The organism is Dyadobacter crusticola DSM 16708 (assembly GCF_000701505.1).
GTDB lineage: Bacteria > Bacteroidota > Bacteroidia > Cytophagales > Spirosomataceae > Dyadobacter > Dyadobacter crusticola.
In genome coordinates this window covers 507198-523758 of the sequence record NZ_JNJB01000004.1, presented here as the reverse complement: position 1 = coordinate 523758, position 16561 = coordinate 507198, and the positions used below count along the sequence as shown (strand labels likewise).

Genomic DNA, 16561 nt, shown 5'->3' with positions numbered 1-16561 from the left:
TCAGAACGGATAGCCAACACCCAGATTGATGTTCAGGAAATTAGGTTGTGTTTTCTTGAACAGTTTGTTGAATTGAAGTTCGTCCAGCACAAATTTCTGGACAGCCGGATCATAAACTTTGACCCCAAAGTCGAATCTCAGAATGAAAAAGGATAAATCGTACCGAATACCAAAACCTGTCCCTACCGCAATCTCCCGGGCAAAGCTTTGGGTATCAAACTTCTGAGGCTCGGCCGACGTGCTGTTTAAACTCCATACATTTCCGGCGTCGATAAAGAGCGCGTAATTAATGTCGCCAAAGAAATTGGCCAGGTAACCGCGCCATTCCAGATTGCCTTCCAGCAGAAACTCGCCCGGTGACTCGATTGAGAGATTATTGGCAGTCAATTGCGGCGGTGACGAACCTGGTCCGAGCCGCCTGGGCAGCCAGGCGCGCAAGCTGTTGGAACCGCCTGCAAAAAAGTACTTTTCATAAGGAGGTACCTTGCTATCTCCATAGCTATAAACCGCCCCGCTGTTAATCCGTGCCACGAACGAAGACCGTTTTCCAACCGGCCAGTAACGACGGTAGTCTGCATTCCAGCGAAGGTATTTATAGAACAGAAGATCGTTTCCGAAAACGTGCCTGATCAGCTGCTGCTGCTTGGGCAGGATATTGAGTGAAGTCCCGCCCGATTCCAGCGCGAGTCTGAAATAGGTAGCGCGCTTTGGTGGGCCGATCAATGCATTGGTATTGTAGACAAAACTTGCATTAATGTCCGAAACAAACGATTTCTGAAAGCTGTTTGCCAGATTATTGCCTTGCTTAAACAGGTCGTCGAGCAAACTCTGAAAATCAGCCCGTATATTTTGGGTGTTGAGAATATTAAGATCAACCAGCGACAAATTGAACAAGGTCTTGTTCGTTGGCTGCCACGAATAATTTATCGCCGCTTTCACGTTCGTACGTGTGTATTCAGGCCTGTTTACGTAATTGTAACCCAAACCAACCTGCGTGCGGGGATTGTAATTCGCCGTTTTGCGTTGCAGGAAAGTTCCTGGTGATAAAAGGCGGGGGAAAATCAGTGAGGTATTCAGCCCGACTTCTTCGCTTCGGTAAATAGCCTGGTCGCCGATGAAGCCTGGCACCAGCTCGATCCCTCCGCGCAAGTTGGCCTCGAAGTTTTCCAGTCCATTGAATACATTCCTGATTTTGTAAGACAAGTTGGCAAATGGGCCCGGCGCGCCTTGCAGCTGAATTACATTCAGACCTACGTCGGTGGAAATCTGGTACTTCTTCAATGGGACTACTTTGAAATAACTATTTATCCCGTAACCTGTTGAATCCAGGGTGTAGCTGTAATTGACAAAATCGAATTGGTCCGTGAGCGAAAGCTGCTGCTGCGTTCCCCTTTCTTTCGCCTGACTATAAAAATCGCCCGGCCGCATCTGGATCTTGCTGTCGAGTATTCTTTTGGAAAACCGCTTTTCACTGAACACATATTGAATGCCCTTGAAGCTGCTGGTATCTTTTCTGAACAGCGAATCCGGAGTACCCGCCGCGGGCAGTACTTCGAAATGCACGGAGTTGATTTTGTACCTGACCGGATTGTTGTTTTTGCCCGGCATCTCCACGCGTACATTCACGTCAACCGATTTGAAGCTGCTGTCTGTTTTGGGATTGGTAATGGTATCATTTACCAGATAAGATACATTCTGGCGGGAAAAACCCAGGTAACCTTCGTTGCGCATTAAGGTTTCAATCCGGATACGCTCTTCTTCAAAGCTGTCCCCGTCGTAGCGTTTCTTGCCAGCCAGCGCCGCGTTCTTGGAAGTTGCATTGATAATGCTGTCGGCGAGGGCGTTTTTGACCTGATAATATACATCCCTGATAATTGTCGGCTTATTTTCAGTAACCAGGTAATTGATCTTGACGCGGTTGAAAATTGTATCTGGTTTGTAGCTCACCTTAGCCTCAAAAAAGCCGTTGTTGTAAAGGTACCGCTGCATTTTATCAGCATTCTGAGCTACTTCCTCTATTCTGAAATACACAGGCGCTTCGCCCAATACGCGCATCCAGAAGTTACCCTGCTGCGCTCTGATCTGCGCCTTTTCGAGTTTCTTAGCGTAGCGGCGCTGTACCTTTTCGAGCTTTTTGGGAGAATTTTCGTGAATCCGGGATTCTTTCTGATAATTTTGCGTCACCTCGATTACCTTTCTTTGCTTTTCCTCTTTGTTGTAAAAGAGTTCACCAAAACGATACAGGCCGACATACGGGAAAATAGGTAGTCCGAGCAGCCGTCGGTTTGGTTTTTGAGGGATCAATGCATCGAGCTCGGCGTCACCGACAACGCGGTTGCCTCTGATGGATGAATTTCCGAGATAGTAGTTGTTGTTAGAGGAAGATCGGGGTGTGCAGGAAAACAATCCTGTGAGGGCCAGGAAAACGACGAAGCTGTATGTAATCCTACAATTGATATTCAATGCTGTCAAAAAATCGTATTAAGTATATTAACTCGCTAAAAATCAAGAAGTACAGGCAGCTGCATCAGGCTTTTATAGTCGAAGGTGCCAAAAGTGTCCTGGAATTGTTTGATTCCGATTTCGAAATCGAGTTTGTATTAGCCACAACGGAATTCCAGCAAAAATACTCAACTATTCTATCCCCGCATAGTGCATTCATAGAAACGGTTACGATACAGGAACTGGAAGGACTAGGTTCTTTCCAGACAAACGATTCTTGCCTCGCTGTTGCTAAAACGAAGCAAAATGCATTTTTGTCTCAGGAAGGAACTGAATTTGTATTGATTCTGGACGACATCCGCGACCCTGGGAACCTTGGCACGATCATCCGGGTTGCCGACTGGTACGGGATCCGCAAGATTATCTGCTCGGAAGGTACCACTGATTTTTACAACCCCAAAGTAATCGCCGCCGCAAAAGGTTCTTTCACGAGGATCAAAACCTTTTATACTGACCTTAATACTTACTTATCTGATAATGAACAGAATAAGCCCGTTGTAGGTGCATTTCTTGGCGGGGCTTCCCTTTATGAATTTGAGTTTTCGTCCAAAGGCGGATTCATCGTAATGGGCAACGAATCCAATGGGATCAGCGACGAAATCGGTGCATTTGTGAGCGACAGGGTTACGATACCGAGGGTAGGAGAAGCTGAGTCACTGAATGTGGGCATTGCGACTGCGATCATATTGGATAATATGCGCAGACAAATCCGTTAATTTTCGTGAGCCGCCTGGTGCGAAAGTTCTTCTGCGTATTCTTTCCCGAGGTAATTGTTGATCAAATAATGCGCAATGTAAATCACTGGCGTAAGCAGGATCGCGACTGCGCCTTTGTACAGGTAATTGATGGTACCCACCGAAAATATCTGTTTGAGGTCCCAGTTGCCAAAAACATAGAATGCTATGGTGATCACTACAAAGCTGTCGACGAGCTGTGAAAACATGGTAGAGCCGGTCGCACGCAGCCAGATGTACTTACTTCCCGTTTTCCTGCGAAGCCAGGAAAACACAAAAACGTCAAGCAGCTGGCCCAGGAGGAATGCAGTAATGGAGCCGATCATAATCCCCAATCCCTGGTTGAATATCTTTGAAAATGCATCATTGATGTTGAATACATTCCCATGAGAGTCCGTATTGTTCAGGTCCAGCCAGAATTGCGCAGGAGGTAATTTGGTGGCGAACAGAATCGTGATAAATGTATAAATAATCAGGGCGGAAGTAAGGTAAGAGATCCTTTTCACTCCTTTTCTCCCGAAATATTCATTGATAATATCAGAAGTAATAAATACAACCGGCCAGTTGACAACGCCGGCTGTCATATTAAAATCCAGCCGCTGGCCGCCGATCAGCAGGTTTGCCGGCGGAATACCCAGCAGGGTTTCGACGGAGAATATCTTTCCCCCGGTAATCTCTGCGATTAATGCATTGGTGATAAAAATAGCGCAGAGCACTAAAAAGAGCTTCTGCCGCTTTGCTTCCTGAATCTTGGTTTCCGGTGTGGACATTTGTTTAAACTATCAGGTCCTCAACGGTACGCGTAGAAAGTACCCGGCGATTTTCAAGAAAGAATTCCAGCTTGTCCATTGCCTGGTTAAGCTCGTCGATCGTGGGTAGAAAAACAATGCGGAAATGATTGTCGGAAACGTAGTTGAAACCTGTTCCCGCTACCACAAGTACTTTCTGGTCTGCGAGCAGGTTAAATACGAATTGATCATCGTTTTTGAGACCGAATTTTTTAAGGTCGAGTTTGGGAAAAACGTATAGTGAGCCTTTGGGTTTAACACAGGTAACGCCGGGAATGGATACGAGCCTGTCGTACACCAGGTTCATTTGCTTGTAAAGCCTGCCGGAAGGAGCAACCAGCTCCTTGATACTTTGATAGCCGCCCAATGCGGTCTGTATTGCGTATTGTGTTGGTACATTGGCGCAAAGCCGCATGCTTGCCAGCAGGAGCAAACCTTCTGAATAAGATTTTGCTTTTTGTTTGGCGCCGCTCAAAATCATCCAGCCGCCCCGGAAGCCAGCCGAGCGGTAGTTTTTGGAAAGTCCGCCGTAGGTAACGCAAAGCGTATCTGTCACCAGCGAGCCCATTGGATAATGTACTGCGCCATCGTATAAAATTTTGTCGTAAATCTCATCGGAAAAGATGATCAGTCCGTGTTCCTCGGCAATTTTCGCAATGCGCATCAGCACATCCTTCTCATAAACCGCGCCGGTAGGATTGTTAGGGTTGATAAGCACAATTCCTTTTGTGCGTGATGTTATTTTCTTTTCAAGATCGTCAAGATCAGGGTTCCAGTCGGATGCTTCATCACAAATGTAATGCACGGGAGTGCCGCCGCTAAGTGCAATGGAGGCAGTCCAGAGCGGGTAGTCTGGTGAAGGGACCAGTATCTCGTCGCCCGGATTGAGCAGCGCCTGCATAGAAAGTAAGATCAGCTCACTTACGCCGTTTCCAATAAAAATATCGTTGATCTCAACATCCTGAATGCCGATCGTCTGTGTATAATGCATGACGGCCTTGCGGGCTGCGAACAAACCTCTGGAATCTGAATAGCCTTGCGCATTACGCATGTTCATGATGATATCGTGAACAATTTCGTCGGGAGAATCGAAGCCGAACGGAGCAGGATTGCCGATGTTCAGGTTATGGATCTTATAACCCTGGCTTTCAAGTTCTAACGCTTTTTGATAAGTAGCACCGCGGATTTCGTATTTAAGATTATTGAGGCGCTGGCTTTTGAGAAATTCCATTGTTTCAGAGATTGAGCAATTTTCTCAAAAATAGTAAAATTAATGACCTGCGAATACGCGTTGCGCAAAACAGGAGCTATTTTGAACAATAGTCATTCTTCTCTTGGTACCGGTTTCCTGATTCTTACTTTTTCAATTTGACGAGATCATAAACTAGCAGCAGCGCCAATGCACCCAAGATTACATACAGGTAAGGGCTGATCTCCCAATGCTGAGTATAGAACAAGCCGATCACGAACAGCATTCCTGCAAGCAGAATGATGAGCATGATCCTGGATATAATCGTGTAAGTTTTCATAGCTGTAATATAGCAAAAGCCGGTCAAGTGACCGGCTTTTGCTATATAGAGGAATTTGATACTTTATTAAATTTGACTTCCGATATCGTCAACCGCTTTCTTAACTGGTATATTAAATGACAGGCACTTTATACCAGCATACCAACGATTGTCACAATTATCTCGGATGTAAAAATTCTAATTTATCCTCCCAGGTTGTTCTGATGTGAGGTGCCGCGGCAACCGCGCTAGGCTGAGTCATCCAGAAACTGATTTCCATGCTTTTTGTCGCAGGATCATATGCATTTTTGCCTGCGGGATTGAGTACAGCAGAGCGTGTATTAGTCGCAGGCTGACCATAATAGTTCGTTACTGAAACAATTTTGTTTGTAGCAGGATCGAATTTGATTACCGGCGAGAAGCTTCCATAGCCGCTGTTGCCTGTTCCGGTCCAAAAAGCAATAAATGGAGCATGCCAAACAATGTCATCGACTACCACGCACTCAGTAGCGGAAATCGTTTCGAGCGTATATTCCAGGCGCTTACCTGCTGCCGATAAGCTTATGAAAGCAGGGTTGGTAACATCAACCATTTTGCTGGTTACTTTATAAACACCGTCCCATTTGTTCTTGGCATTTAAGCTGAGCAGGATAGTTCCGAAGTTTCCACTAACTGTTCCCGAAGAAACAGATTGAATTTGAATTGGAAGTACATAGCTTTTTGCAAAGTCAAATTGCTGGCTTTTAACCTTTAAGGCTACTGTGGCAGTACGCTGCCCTTTCGGGATAACAACGCTTGTCGGAAATGAATACAGATCACTGTCGATCAGGTCATATTCAGTTTCCTGTTCCGCGTTATACTGGTTCAGAGCGGCTGTATCGAGTCCAAGATTAACCGTGATATCCTGCGGAGCAACATGTGCACCTGAGTAGCTGACGGTAATTGGATAATCGTTTTCAGGAGCCAGGTCGAAAGCTTGGGTGTACAGCGAGTAGGTACTGCCGCTTGGTGAAACAAAACTCGACGGATTCTTAAATTCAATCACATTGGTTGATGTGTCCGGATCCAGGTTCATGTCGTCTTTCAGACAGGAGGTTACGGCTATACCAAAAAGGAATAAGCCAGCTATTTTTATTGAATAGTTCATATCAGATTTTTCAGTTAGGATCCCAGAAGATCAAATCAGTAAACGGGTTAATCACTCTGTAATTTCCAGCATTATATGATTGCTCGGAAGTAGGGTAGAGGATTCTTGAAGGCAGCTTGTCGGCACGTGTGGAGGTCGACAGCATAGAGGCAATGTTACGATAACCATCACCATTTGGCTGGGTAACGGGATAGCCTGTTCTTCTGAATTCATTGTAACCCTCTTCTGAATTGATCATATTCACAGCAATCCATTTCTGTGTGATAATTGCTTCCAGGCGCTGAGCAGGTGTTGTAGCCAGCTTGATGTTCACCAGGTAACTTTCGTCGTTGTCTGCTTTGTAAGCTGCAACGTCTGCGGCAACGTTCTTTCCGGCGGCCACCACATTAGTTACGTCTTTGTACAGGTAAGTATAAGATGCGGTGATACCAGCATCGAAGCTTGCCGCGTAGTCGCCTGTGATCAAGCCTTTCAACCTGGCTTCTGCCTGCAAAAATTGGGCTTCGGCAAGAAGCATAAGCACTTGTCCCTGGCTTGGTCCTTTCAATACACCCAATGCATTGCTGATGCTGGAAGCGCTACTGTAAGTGCCTGTATACCATGTAGAGTAGTTGGTGATGATCGTTGGTGCATCTACTTCGTCGCCAAGCTGGTTTACCGGCGTGTTGGTTTCAAAGTTTTTGTATATAACTGAGCCTCTCCCATTGTCCGTCAGCTTTTGACCTTTGTAAAATCCGAAAGCGAATTCAGTTGGGATGCGAGAAGAGTTGGCAAGTGCACCAGTGCTTTGATAGCCCCAGGTGTTCCAAAGTGGATTTGGCTTGTCTTTTACATATCCCGGATTCACAATCGCGTCGTCAGTGATGAAGCCAAGTGTTTGGTCGAGCGCAGCAAATTTGGTTGTTACAAAAGATGAAAGTGCTGGAACACCAGAAACGCGGATTAAAATGCGCAGCTTGACAGTGTTGGCAAACTTCTTCCACTTCGTCATATCGCCACCAAACAATGGATCGGACGACGAGTTAAGTGCTGTCGGAAATTCTGCCGCGTCAATGCGTGCGATCGCTTCGTCGAGCTTTGTTACCAGATCCTGGTAAATAGTCGCTGCATCGTCATACTTGGGCGTCAGGTTTGCATTGTTTTTCAAAGCCTCTGAGTAGGGTATGTCGCCGAATGCATCCACAAGCTTCTGGAAGTTATAGGCAACCATGATTTGTGCAGCAGCATTTGCATAAGATTGCTTGTCATCGCCTTGCGTCTGATCGATCACATATTGGTAATCATTCAGGTTATCATAAGCATTTACCCATAGCCCGTTGTAATTGTCCGGGATTAGCTGATAGTTGAACAAGTTACCGAAGCCGGAGAAGCCTCCGGCGTTGGCCATGTAACCTCCAAAATGCGCCCCGTAATTATTGAACTGGCTCGATACTGAAGCAGTGCCGGTGATAGCAGCTGGCAACACCAGGAGCGGCTGTACGCTTGTAGCCTGGTTTGGGTTCGTATTGATATCGAGATAATCACTACAAGATGAAAGTACTGTGACTAACAGTGCCAGCATCCAACTGATGTTATATCTTTTCATTAGTATTTAATTAGAATGTTAGTGATAAAGTGCCGCCGAAATAACGTGCCGGTGGTGTTTGTCCAAGGGTGGTAAAACCTACCGCGTTATTGTCCGCACCATTGGAGCTATACTCAGGATCTGTGTATAGATTTGATTTTGGCGCCCATATGAAAAGGTTTCTTCCCTGCACACTAACGCTTGCACCTTTAATAAATTTAGTTTTATCAAGAAGTCCAGTAGGCAGATCATAACCAATAGATGCCTCACGCAGTTTCCAGAAGCCTGCGGAGTTTGTAAAATTTCGGCCTATGTCTCTATTTCTCGTTCCATCTGTCCAAAAATCAGCACCGCCACTTCTTACGGCAATGTTGGTATTCTCCACGTATTCGCCTTCTGCGTTCATGTAAGAAGAATTCGGAATCACAAAACGATCTCTGTTGTACCAGCCTGTGCGAACACCAGCACCAGAAAAGTCAAAGCCTCCGGAAACTGAATTGTAGATGTAATGTCCATTACGGTATTCAAACAACAGGTTCAGTCTTAGCTTCTTGAAGCTTATCCCTCCATTTACGCCAAGGATATGTGGCGGGTTGGTGATGCCGACATCGTGGTAAGTACCGTCGGTAGACGGATATCCGGTTTTCGAATCAACAATAATTCTTCCCTGATCATCTCGGTTGTAATCGGTTACCTGAAGAAGCGGGAAAGGAGAGCCTACTTTTGCAATCACCTTGGCTGGAGAACCAGAAGAACCAATACTTAGCTCATTAGATTGTGCTGACAGAGAAAGGACCTCATTCTTGTTATAGGTGTAATTAGCACCCAGTTCAACACGTAGTCCCGCCGCAGTTTTAACCGGAGTAATGCGCAATGTTGCTTCAATCCCTTTGTTTTCAACCTCTCCAATGTTTGTTCTCAAAGAACCAAAGCCAGTAGAGTTTGGGATTAATACAGTGATGGTCTGGTCAACAGTGTTGGTTTTGTAAAAAGTAATACCACCACCAATGCTCCAAGGACGGAATTCAAAGTCAATACCTCCTTCAATTCCGGTTGTAATCTCAGGTTTCAGATTAGAAGACACAAGTGTATTATCCAGTACAAAACCGGCTCCGCTTGTGTAAGGGTAGCCAAAACCCTGGAAGAAGGTGCTGTTCAACGCGTAAGCGCCCAGATTGCTCAAAGGAACTGGTCCGAAAGCGGCATTGTTGGCAAGGTTTACTTGCCCAACCTGCGAGTAACCTGCACGCAGTTTTAGACTTTCCAGGACGTTAGAATTAGTAAGTGCCGGGATAGCGTCGCTGGCGATGAAAGAGATGTCAGCAGAAGGATAGAAGAACGAACGGTTTTCTTTTGCCAGGATCGAGCGCCAGTCATTTCTTGCTGTAACGTGCAAGTAAAGCAGCTCTTTGAACCCTAAACGCGCTTCTCCGTAGACGCCAATCTGACGTGCTTTGTAATTTCCTTCATTTGCAAGCGGCGGGTTGAGGCTATTACCGATGTTGTAAAGTCCGTCAATAACGAGCCCGTTTGCTATAACCCCCATTGCCTTGGTTGCATTCTCGCGAACCGTAGTTCCCACGGCAACATTCAAATTGAATAAAGGGCTCAGGTTGGTTTTAAATTCAGCCAAAAAGTCATTTACCAATTGGGTTGTAAAACCTGAATAGTCAACAACCTGACCAGCGATGTCCGTTTTAGAACTTCCAGAGATGCTCTTGGTATAATCAGTATACGTGAATTTGCCTTGATGTACTTTACCAGACAAATTACGTCCGCTCAAACCCACTCGGTAAGTAAATGTCAATGGTTTCAGTGGATTCCATTTCAATTCCATATTACCCTGCAGATAATCATTACGCTGGTTCCAACGGTTATTAGACAGTGTAAAATATGGGTTCTGGTAGTATTCGTTGAAATATCCGTTCGGGTTAGCAAATGGATTGTTTTGCCAATCTTCATAATGTGTAACATTTACATGGCTGGGTGACATCAGAAGGTTTTCATATGCTGCACCTGTTGCGCTGCTTGTATTGGTACGACCTGCTATAAAGTTGGTGTTGAATGACGCCGTCAGGTTTTTGTATATGTGACGCACGATGTTGGCACGCACGCTGTAACGCTTATACCCGTCGTAAGGAACAGTCGATTTTTGGTCGAAATACTGTGCTGATAAGTAGAATGTACCTTTGTCATCGCCTGATGTAACACTTAAGTCGGTTTGATTCGCCACACCTGTGTTCCAGAAATCTTCACGGAAATTTTGCGCTGAGTAAGGCACAGTCTGAATAGAACCATCTTCCAGCGGCTTTCCGATGTTTACCATTGAACCATCGAATGCAGGTCCGTACTGCTGGTTTTCGTAAGGGGTATAAGATGGTACATCATCTGGTGTTGTTCCAGAACCAAAACCTTTTTGCAGCTGAGGAAGAAAGCTTACCTTTTCGAGAGTGGTTGTGTTGGAAACCCTGAACTGGGTTACTCCCGATTTTCCTTTTTTGGTAGTCACAATAAGTGCTCCGTTTGAAGCATCAGATCCGTACAAAGCAGCAGCCCCTGCGCCATTCAGCACCTGAATGTCTTCGATGTCTTCAGGGTTAAGGTTTCCGAGTATATCATTGGTAGAAATGATATTGTCAATTACCACCAGTGCCTGATTGTTGCCAGTCAAAGAGCGGTTACCGCGGAGTACCAAACGGTAATTAGGGTTCACCCCGGAGCTTACGCCCATTACCAGCAAACCCGGTACACGTCCCGCCAAACTGGCCGCCACACTGATCGGCTTGCCTTGTACAATGTCCTGCGCTTTCACGGTAGTGGATTGGTTACCTAGCTCACGGCGCTGTGCAGTCAAACCGCCCGCTGTGATCACGACCTCATTTAATGCAAGTTCGTCCAGTGTCAGCACGACATCCAGGTTGCCCGAAGCAGGCGTTTTCAACTCCTGATTAAGGAAGCCGACAAAAGAAAAGATAAGCGTTTGACCTGGGCGTGCATTAATGCTGTATTCGCCTTTGTCATTGGTAAGCGTTCCGGTGTTGGTGCCGGCAACCCTGATAGATACGCCGGGTAAAAAGGACCCGTCGTCTTTGGAAGTAACCGTCCCGGTTACCTCTCTGCTTTGGGCGTAGACCTGGCTGCAAAGCAGCAACAAGCCTCCCAAGAAGGGTAATAGAAATTTTTTCATTAAGTTAGGTTTGTTATAAAATAATTGTCTGTAAAAATAATATTTGTCCTGACAATTACAACGGGATTTTAACTAAACTCAAAATAAAATTTACTCCTAAAAGATTTATTAAGCCATAATTACATGTAAAAGCGTTTTTCTTCAAAATTATCTATACAATTTGCATGTGACTGTTCGGTTACAGTGAATGTAGCCGAAAATTGCATTTTACTGCTAAAGCAAAGAAAGGCGGACACTGTCCGCCTTTCTTTGCTTTGTATGACTTTCGGGTTAGAACTTGTCCCACCACAATTTCGTAGTGACAACGTCTCCTCCGATGGCAGTAGCTGCTGCTTCGCGGTTAGCTCCGTTCAGCGTTTGCTCGTTAATCGGGTATATCATTCGGGTTGGTATTGCCAGTCCGGCAGGTGCATTACCACCTGTTGGAGGTTGCAATCTTGGGAAGTCCAATCTTCTCCATTCAACCCATGCCTCCCAGCCCCTGTTGTAAAGAGCTAACCATTTCTGGAATCCGATTTTCTCTTTCCAGTTGGTAGAAGCTGTTGCGTAAGCAACTTTTGGTTGTGCCAGGTAAGCAGTTGTAGCAGCTGTAATTTCAGAAGCAGGCCTGTTGATATTGCTCATCCAGTATTCGATGGAAGCACCAACACCTTTGTTGTAATGCTGTGCAGCATTACCTGCGATAAAACCTCTTTCAACAGCTTCCGCAAGCAGGAACTCAACTTCCGCGTAATCGAGAAGAATGCCTTCCAGATCCGGCTCAATGATATTATCACCCACGTGAGAGAATGCCGAATATGTATTTGAAAAACCGTAGTTACCACCTACATATTTACCGTCAATATCAGTAAAGAATGCAGCACGTCTCGGGTCATTCAGTTCGTTCATCGGGTTAACGATCGTAGCCGAAGCTACAAAATCCTGGCGGCTGGTATACAGCGGGTTCAGGTTTTGCGCGATTACATTGTAGTTTGGCGGGGTATTGATGTAAGGAAATGCAGCATTGTCGTTATTCGAAGTGAAAACATTCGGTGCAGCTTGTGCCACTAATGTTTTAGCTTTTGCAGGATCGCTGTCAGCAATGATCATCGCCAGTTTCAGTTTCAAAGAATTTGAGAACTTAACCCACTGCGACAGATCGCCTTCGTAAAGCAAATCGCCGTTTTCAAATCCAACTCCATTTGTGCTGAACTTCGGGATTGCAACGTCCAGACGGGCAAGCAAATCGTTGTAAACAGTTTGTGCATCGTCGTATTTTGGCAGAACATTGTCCGGGTTCAAAGCTTCTGAGTAAGGAATATTCCCAAAAGTATTTACCAGAGCAGCCCAAGCCATTACTTCCACAACTTCAATTTGAGCAAGCTGCACATCTCTGTTGGCAGGAACGATGAATTCGTCTTCTTTCAACAGTCTGCGTGCTTCATTCAAATCAGAAATCACACCTTTGTAAATTCCCTGCCAAAAAGCCTGAGGAACCGTACGTGCTGTTACATTGTAGCGAGGCTCATCCAGGTAAGTGGTTGTTGCCCAGTGTTGTACGTATAAACGGTAGTTGTTCACGTTTACGTTGGGGCTGGTTAGTGTATCAGCAAGCCCTTTCAAAGCATTGGAGAACAACGTCACCGGAGGCACCTCCGACGGACGCTTTTGATCCACATTATAATCATCCAGGCTGTCGACACACGCGGTCATCAGCAGGATTGGAAGAAAGAAAATGATTAGTCTTTTCATATTTTTTTAAAAACGCAGTTTAACATTGAATCCATAACTTCTAACTGCCGGATAAGCTCCACTCTGATATCCACCTGCACCGTTCAGCTGTCCTGATCCCAAACCTTCTTCCGGATCCTGGAAATCCATGTTTTTGTGGATGATCCATAGGTTACGTCCGATTACCGAAACGTCGATTCCTTTGAATGCACGCAGTCTCGCAACAATATTCTGAGGTATTGAGTAAGTCAATGCAACCTCTCTCAATTTGATATAGCTTGCATCGTAGATGTACATTGCACGTGGCGGGTTAGCAGGGTATCCGTATGCCGTGTTTCCGTTACCGTCAGAGTTTTCTGCTCTCACGTCGTTTGGAGTACCATCTGCTTTCACACCAGGGAACAACACACCACCTGGTTTGTCTGTCAAGCCCAGTTTTTTACCCTCTGCATCGTAGTTGTAAGCAGGGTCTCTTTTTGGGTTGCCAAGCTCATTCAAACCAGCTGTGATCGGGTAAAGACCAGTTCCTTCACCATACCACTGATCCAGTGACCAAACATCTCCACCGTGACGAATGTCAAGAAGGAAGCTCAATGAAAGAGATTTGTATTTCAAATTGTTGCTAACACCACCGATCCAGTCCGGATTAGGGTTACCAATGATCTCAGCAGAACTTGCAGTTGCTGCATACATACCATTTGAGCGAACAACTTTCTGTCCATTTGTTTCGTGATAAACAAAGTTCGTGCCGCGGATCACACCAAAAGGCTGTCCAACAGCAGCATTCAGGGAAACACCACCTTGCAGAGAAGCAACAGGAACATTCTGAACACCTTCATACAGGCTGATAACTTTGTTTCTGTTACGTGCAAAGTTTGCATTGATTGTCCATGAGAAGTCAGCTGTTTTAACCGGAGTTACATAAGCAGAGATCTCGATACCTTTGTTTTGTACTTCCCCTGAGTTGATATATTTGAAAGCAAATCCGGTTGCAGCAGAAATCGAAACTGGCAGGATCTGATCAAGTGTTTGTGAGCGGTAGTAAGTGAAATTAAAACCGACACGGTCATTCAGGAAAGCAGTTTCCAATCCGAACTCATAGCTTTTTGTACGCTCTGATCTCAGGTTAGGATTGTTTTTCGTGTTACGCAAAGTGAAGTATGGAATGGATCCAATACCAGTAGGTTTGTCATAAACATCCAGGATACTTCCCCATGGTGCATCATTACCTACTTCTGCATAGTTGGCGCTCAGCTTACCCATTGTCAGCCAGTCCAGTCCAAGGCCCGGAAGGTTTGAGAAGTTGAAGTTGGCACCTACCGCTGGATAGAAGTAAGTGTTATTGTCTTTCGGAAGCGTAGAAGATTTGTCTTGTCTTGCGGTAAGGTCAAGATTAACAAGATCCTTGTAACCAAAAGAAGCCTGTGCATAAAGACCATCCACACCGATGCGCTGGTAAGTTTCAGAAGGAGCTTCGATCGGGTTGATAGAGTTCAGCAGGGAGTAAAGTCCCGGTACAACCATACCTCCGTTTGTTCTAGCTCTTACTGCATTCAGCTTGGATCTACGCATGCTTCCACCTGCCAAACCAGAGAAGTTAATGTCTTTGGTAATTGCTTTGCGGAAGTTGAAGATCACGTCAAGGTTGGTTTCATTGAAAGCGCGGTTGTAGCGGCTGTATTCAGCTGGATCTGCGCTACCGAATGCAATTCTTTCTTCCTGGAAATCCTGCGTTCCGTTATAAGCGAAGCGGCCTGTCACGTCAATCCATGGAGCGATTTTGTAAACAGCCTGTGCATAGCCGAAGAAGTTATCACGCGTATCGTTTGAATAGTTCTGATAACGTGAGTAGTATGGGTTCTCTGAGTAGATAGGTCCATTGTTCTCGAAACGTGCTGTCGGGCTACCCCAGTTCCAGGTTACATTCTGCTGGTTTCTGAAATAAGCATCCTTTTGTTCAAGAATATCCACATTGGTCTGGAACCACTGTCTGAACTGCTGGTTGGGGTTTTTACCGTCATAACCAGTTCCGTAGCGGCCAAGACCTTTGATTTGCGAGTAGTTTGCATTTGCCTGAACAGAAAGCTTTTTCGTAATGTCGAAAGTAGCTGAGAAGTTGAACAGGTTTTTGCCAAGTTTACTGTTTGGCAGCACACCTTTTTCGTCGTTACGTGTGTAACCAACTTTGAAAGTTGTGTTTTCGCCACCACCTGTGATGCTGATGCTCTGGTTTGAGTTTAGGCCCGTTTCATAAAAAGAAGCAGGGCCGTTTTTAGCTGCAACCCAGGGAGTCATTTTTTGATAATTAGGAGAGCTTGGATCCAATGCATCCCACTGATAAACCATCACAGAAGGATCAAATTTCGGTCCGAAAGAGGCATCTGCATCAAACAACGTGATGTTACCTTCTCCTGAGCCCAGGTTACCGCGGTAAAAACGGGTTTTTGCCCGGTCACCATCGTAACCTGCACCATATTCGTTCTGATATTTTACAAATGTCGACTTGTCGATTTTACCCCACGTAACACCGCTGTTGATCGTTACGTCAAAGCTGTTTTTACGTCCCTGTTTGGTAGTAATCAAAATAACACCGTTTGAGGCGCGTGATCCGTACAATGCAGTTGCGGCAGCACCTTTCAAAACGTTGACAGAAGCGATGTTGTCTGGGTTGATATCGGCTGCGGCATTACCGTAGTCAGTTCCCGCGCGGCCGGTTTGCTGGTCCGAGGTATTCGTGTTCGCATTGGAAACGGGTACACCGTCAATAACCCACAAAGCCTGGTTGTTACCTGTAATGGATTTGTAACCACGGATAACCGCACTGGTAGATCCGCCCATGTTGTTGTTCGTCTTGATATCCAAACCTGCTACTTTACCCGAAAGCGCATTCATTACACTTGGGTTGCGCGCCTGTGTGATCTGTTCAGCATTTACAGTCTGGGCAGCATAAACAAGCTCATTTCTTTTTCTTTCCTGACCCAAGGCAGTAACCACTACTTCCTGTAATTGACTAACGTCATTCTTGAGAGAGACGTTAATTGTAGTTTGGCTACCTAGTTCGATTTCCTGAGTCTGAAAACCGATAAAACTAAACACCAAAGTGGAGCCCTGTGCAGCTGAAATTGTATACTCACCTTGTGCATTTGTAGTTGTACCCCGAGTAGTACCTTTCAAAGAAATGTTGACACCCGGCAGTCCTGAGCCATCTTCAGCAGTGACCTTACCAGTCACAGCCCGATCCTGAGCGTACAATTGCGTGCACAAGAGCACCATGCAGCCCAGTAGGGATAATAGAAACTTCCTCATACCTGATTAAAGAATTAGTTGTAGTTATGTTAACACAATGTTGCAAAAATAATTATTGTTTTAACCATTACAACGTTTGTATTGCGAAATTTCAAAATATAGTTTGGTTTGACAT

General features: G+C 45.4%; 10 protein-coding genes. 1 reads left to right on the top strand and 9 read right to left on the bottom strand.

The window, feature by feature from the left end:
* Window positions 1–2463: a translocation and assembly module lipoprotein TamL gene (gene tamL / locus Q369_RS0105740; protein ID WP_229206743.1), complete on the bottom strand. Its 2463-nt coding sequence runs from the start codon at window positions 2461–2463 to the stop codon at window positions 1–3.
* Between tamL and Q369_RS0105735 the strand changes: the two genes are divergently transcribed.
* Window positions 2463–3218 (top strand): TrmH family RNA methyltransferase, encoded by a 756-nt coding sequence (locus tag Q369_RS0105735; protein ID WP_031526854.1) that lies wholly within the window; start codon window positions 2463–2465, stop codon window positions 3216–3218. The genes tamL and Q369_RS0105735 overlap by 1 nt on opposite strands.
* Here the strand turns inward: Q369_RS0105735 and Q369_RS0105730 are convergent.
* From Q369_RS0105730 to Q369_RS0105695, 8 genes are all read right to left on the bottom strand, one after another.
* Window positions 3215–4006, bottom strand: a complete 792-nt coding sequence (locus Q369_RS0105730) for a queuosine precursor transporter (RefSeq protein ID WP_031526853.1) — start codon at window positions 4004–4006, stop codon at window positions 3215–3217. The genes Q369_RS0105735 and Q369_RS0105730 overlap by 4 nt on opposite strands.
* Before the next feature lie 4 nt (window positions 4007–4010).
* Window positions 4011–5255: a pyridoxal phosphate-dependent aminotransferase gene (locus Q369_RS0105725; protein ID WP_031526852.1), complete on the bottom strand. Its 1245-nt coding sequence runs from the start codon at window positions 5253–5255 to the stop codon at window positions 4011–4013.
* A 124-nt stretch (window positions 5256–5379) separates the two neighbouring features.
* Window positions 5380–5553, bottom strand: a complete 174-nt coding sequence (locus tag Q369_RS28985) for a hypothetical protein (protein WP_157488050.1) — start codon at window positions 5551–5553, stop codon at window positions 5380–5382.
* A gap of 157 nt (window positions 5554–5710) precedes the next feature.
* Window positions 5711–6679 (bottom strand): DUF1735 domain-containing protein, encoded by a 969-nt coding sequence (locus Q369_RS0105715; protein WP_035333024.1) that lies wholly within the window; start codon window positions 6677–6679, stop codon window positions 5711–5713.
* A gap of 10 nt (window positions 6680–6689) precedes the next feature.
* Window positions 6690–8264: a SusD/RagB family nutrient-binding outer membrane lipoprotein gene (locus Q369_RS0105710; protein WP_031526850.1), complete on the bottom strand. Its 1575-nt coding sequence runs from the start codon at window positions 8262–8264 to the stop codon at window positions 6690–6692.
* A gap of 10 nt (window positions 8265–8274) precedes the next feature.
* A complete protein-coding gene (locus tag Q369_RS0105705; RefSeq protein ID WP_031526849.1) occupies window positions 8275–11430 on the bottom strand; it encodes a SusC/RagA family TonB-linked outer membrane protein in 3156 nt (1051 codons plus the stop codon).
* Between the two features lie 270 nt (window positions 11431–11700).
* A complete protein-coding gene (locus Q369_RS0105700) occupies window positions 11701–13161 on the bottom strand; it encodes a SusD/RagB family nutrient-binding outer membrane lipoprotein (protein WP_031526848.1) in 1461 nt (486 codons plus the stop codon).
* Window positions 13162–13167: 6 nt separating this feature from the next.
* Window positions 13168–16446 (bottom strand): SusC/RagA family TonB-linked outer membrane protein, encoded by a 3279-nt coding sequence (locus Q369_RS0105695; RefSeq protein ID WP_229206742.1) that lies wholly within the window; start codon window positions 16444–16446, stop codon window positions 13168–13170.
* Window positions 16447–16561: the final 115 nt, after the last annotated feature.

Coding starts and splice junctions, on each gene's coding strand:
- Q369_RS0105710 (WP_031526850.1), bottom strand. CDS start 8,264: ATGAAAAGATATAACATCAGTTGGATGCTGGCACTGTTAGTCACAGTA.
- Q369_RS0105730 (WP_031526853.1), bottom strand. CDS start 4,006: ATGTCCACACCGGAAACCAAGATTCAGGAAGCAAAGCGGCAGAAGCTC.
- Q369_RS0105695 (WP_229206742.1), bottom strand. CDS start 16,446: ATGAGGAAGTTTCTATTATCCCTACTGGGCTGCATGGTGCTCTTGTGC.
- Q369_RS0105705 (WP_031526849.1), bottom strand. CDS start 11,430: ATGAAAAAATTTCTATTACCCTTCTTGGGAGGCTTGTTGCTGCTTTGC.
- Q369_RS28985 (WP_157488050.1), bottom strand. CDS start 5,553: ATGAAAACTTACACGATTATATCCAGGATCATGCTCATCATTCTGCTT.
- Q369_RS0105700 (WP_031526848.1), bottom strand. CDS start 13,161: ATGAAAAGACTAATCATTTTCTTTCTTCCAATCCTGCTGATGACCGCG.
- Q369_RS0105735 (WP_031526854.1), top strand. CDS start 2,463: ATGCTGTCAAAAAATCGTATTAAGTATATTAACTCGCTAAAAATCAAG.
- Q369_RS0105715 (WP_035333024.1), bottom strand. CDS start 6,679: ATGAACTATTCAATAAAAATAGCTGGCTTATTCCTTTTTGGTATAGCC.
- Q369_RS0105725 (WP_031526852.1), bottom strand. CDS start 5,255: ATGGAATTTCTCAAAAGCCAGCGCCTCAATAATCTTAAATACGAAATC.